This window comes from Streptomyces calidiresistens (genome assembly GCF_014141525.1).
Lineage (GTDB): Bacteria > Actinomycetota > Actinomycetes > Streptomycetales > Streptomycetaceae > Streptomyces > Streptomyces calidiresistens.
This window is the reverse complement of sequence record NZ_VKHS01000656.1, coordinates 1-3,135: the sequence shown is the minus strand read 5'-3', so window position 1 is coordinate 3,135 and position 3,135 is coordinate 1. Positions and strand designations below refer to the sequence as shown.

1 protein-coding gene is annotated in these 3,135 nt (G+C 72.7%); it reads left to right on the top strand.

Features of this window, described 5'->3' with window-relative positions:
- Positions 1–98: 98 nt before the first annotated feature.
- Positions 99–3,135: ATP-dependent RNA helicase HrpA (gene hrpA, locus FOE67_RS21060; protein ID WP_182666412.1), on the top strand; the 3,037-nt coding region annotated here is incomplete at its 3' end.

Genomic DNA, 3,135 nt, shown 5'->3' with positions numbered 1-3,135 from the left:
GCACCCCCGCCTCTCCCGCCGAGGCCCCCGTCGGCTCCGACACCGCCGGAAGCCGCGCCACCGGACCCGACACCCCCGCCGCCCCCGGCTTCGCCGAGCTGGCGGAGCGGCTGCGCGCCCTGACACCGGACGACGAGCGCCGGCTGGGCCGACGGCTGGAGGGTGCGCGCCGGGTGCGCAAGCCCGCCGCCCGGGCCGCCGTACTGGCCGAGATCGCCGCCGCCGTGGAGGAGGCGGAGCTGCGCCTGGAACTGCGGCGCGCCTCGGTACCGGAGATCCGCTATCCCGAGGAGCTGCCGGTCAGCCGCCGCCGGGACGTGATCCGGGAGGCGATCCGGGACCACCAGGTGGTGATCGTCGCCGGCGAGACCGGTTCGGGCAAGACGACGCAGCTGCCGAAGATCTGCATGGAACTGGGCCGGGGCGTGCGGGGGTTGATCGGCCACACCCAGCCGCGTCGGATCGCCGCCCGCACGGTGGCGCAGCGGGTCGCGGACGAGCTGAACACCCCGCTGGGGGAGACGGTCGGATGGAAGGTCCGCTTCACCGACCAGGTCGGCCCGAACACCATGGTCAAGCTGATGACGGACGGCATCCTGCTGGCCGAGATCCAGCACGACCGGGAGTTGCGCCGGTACGACACGATCATCATCGACGAGGCGCACGAGCGGTCCCTGAACATCGACTTCCTGCTCGGCTACCTCGCGCAACTGCTCCCCCGCCGCCCCGACCTGAAGGTGATCATCACCTCGGCGACGATCGACCCGGAGCGGTTCGCCCGGCACTTCCGCACCCCGGACGGGGAGGAGGCGCCGATCGTGGAGGTGTCGGGGCGCACGTATCCGGTGGAGGTGCGGTACCGGCCGCTGCTGGAGGAGCGCCCCGGGGCGACCGGCGAGGAGGACGGCCCGGCCGGCGGGGCCGAGGAGCGGGACCAGATCACGGCCATCCGGGACGCCGTGGACGAGCTGTGCGCGGAGGGCCCGGGGGACATCCTGGTCTTCCTCTCCGGTGAGCGGGAGATCCGGGACACCGCCGAGGCCCTGGGCAAGCACCTGGCCCCCGGCGGCCGGGGCGGTCGGCCGGCGGGCGCCGGCGAGGTGGAGGTGCTGCCGCTGTACGCGCGGCTGAGCCACGCCGAGCAGCAGCGGGTCTTCCAGCGCCACTCCGGGCGCCGGGTGGTGCTGGCCACGAACGTGGCGGAGACCTCGTTGACCGTGCCGGGCATCAAGTACGTCATCGATCCCGGTTTCGCGCGGATCTCCCGCTACAGCCACCGCACCAAGGTGCAGCGGCTGCCGATCGAACCGGTCTCGCAGGCGAGCGCCAACCAGCGCAAGGGCCGCTGCGGGCGCACCAGCGACGGCATCTGCATCCGGCTGTACTCGGAGGAGGACTTCGCCTCCCGGCCGGAGTTCACCGACCCGGAGATCCTGCGCACCAACCTGGCGTCGGTGATCCTGCAGATGAACGCGGCGGGCCTGGGCGAGGTGGAGCGCTTCCCGTTCATCGACCCGCCGGACCACCGCAGCGTGCGGGCGGGCGTGCAGTTGCTGGAGGAACTGCACGCGCTGGACACGACGCACCGGGATCCGCGCAAACGGCTGACGGAGACCGGCCGCCGGTTGGCGCAGCTGCCGGTGGACCCGCGGTTGGCGCGGATGGTGCTGGAGGCCGAGCGCAACGGCTGCGTGCGCGAGGTGCTGGTGATCGTGGCGGCGCTGTCGATCCAGGACCCGCGCGAGCGGCCGGCGGAGCTGCAGCAGCAGGCGGACGCGAAGCACCGGCGGTTCCGCGAGGGGCCGGCCGAGACCTCGGACTTCCTGGCGCTGTGGAACCTGTGGGAGTACGTGCGCGAGCGGCAGCGGGAGCTGTCGTCCTCGGCGTTCCGCCGGATGTGCCGCGACGAGTTCCTGAACTGGCTGCGGATACGCGAGTGGCAGGACATCGTGGGCCAGTTGCGCACCGTGGTCAAACAGATGGGGATCGGCGCCGGGGAGAGCGGGAACCCGCTCGCGGACCCGGACCGGATCCATCAGTCCCTGCTGGCGGGCCTGTTGTCGCACATCGGGCTGAAGGACACCGAGAAGCAGGAGTACCTGGGGGCGCGCGGTGCGCGGTTCGCGGTGTTCCCCGGGTCGGCGCTGTTCCGCAAGCCGCCGCGGTGGGTGATGTCGGCGGAGCTGGTGGAGACCTCCCGGCTGTGGGCGCGGGTGAACGCGCGGATCGAGCCGGAGTGGGTGGAGCCGCTCGCCGAGCACCTGGTGAAGCGGACGTACAGCGAGCCGCACTGGGAGCAGAAGCAGGCGGCGGTGATGGCCTACGAGCGGGTCACCCTGTACGGGGTGCCGCTGGTGGCGAACCGCAAGGTCAACTACGGGCGGATCGACCCGGAGACCTGTCGGGAGCTGTTCATCCGGCACGCCCTGGTGGAGGGCGACTGGCGGACCCACCACGAGTTCTTCCGGGAGAACCGGAAGCTGCTGGCGGAGGTCGAGGAGCTGGAGCACCGGGCACGGCGCCGCGACATCCTGGTGGACGACGAGACGCTCTTCGACTTCTACGACCAACGGGTGCCCGAGCACGTGGTGTCGGGTGCGCACTTCGACTCCTGGTGGAAGCGCAAGCGCGCCGAGGCGCCGGACCTGCTGAGCTTCGAGAAGTCGATGCTGGTCAACGAGCGGGCGGCGGGCGTCACCCGTGAGGATTACCCGGACGTGTGGCGGCAGGGCCGGCTGCGGCTGCGGGTGACCTACCAGTTCGAGCCGGGGACGGACGCGGACGGCGTGACCGTGCACGTGCCGCTCCAGGTGCTCAACCAGGTGACCTCCGAGGGGTTCGACTGGCAGATCCCGGGGCTGCGGGAGCAGGTGGTGACGGAGCTGATCCGCACCCTGCCCAAGCCGCTGCGCCGGCGGTGCGTGCCGGCGCCGGACGTGGCGCGGCGGTTCCTGGCCGAGGAGGCGCCGGAGCCGGGGTCGGTGCCGCTGGTGGAGGCGTTGGCGCGGGGGCTGCGCCGGCTCACGGGCGCGGAGATCGAGCCGGGGGACTTCGCGCCGGAGAACGTTCCCGACCACCTGCGGATCACCTTCCGGGTGGTGGACGAGCCGGCCGGCGGGGGCCGGGGGCGCGGCC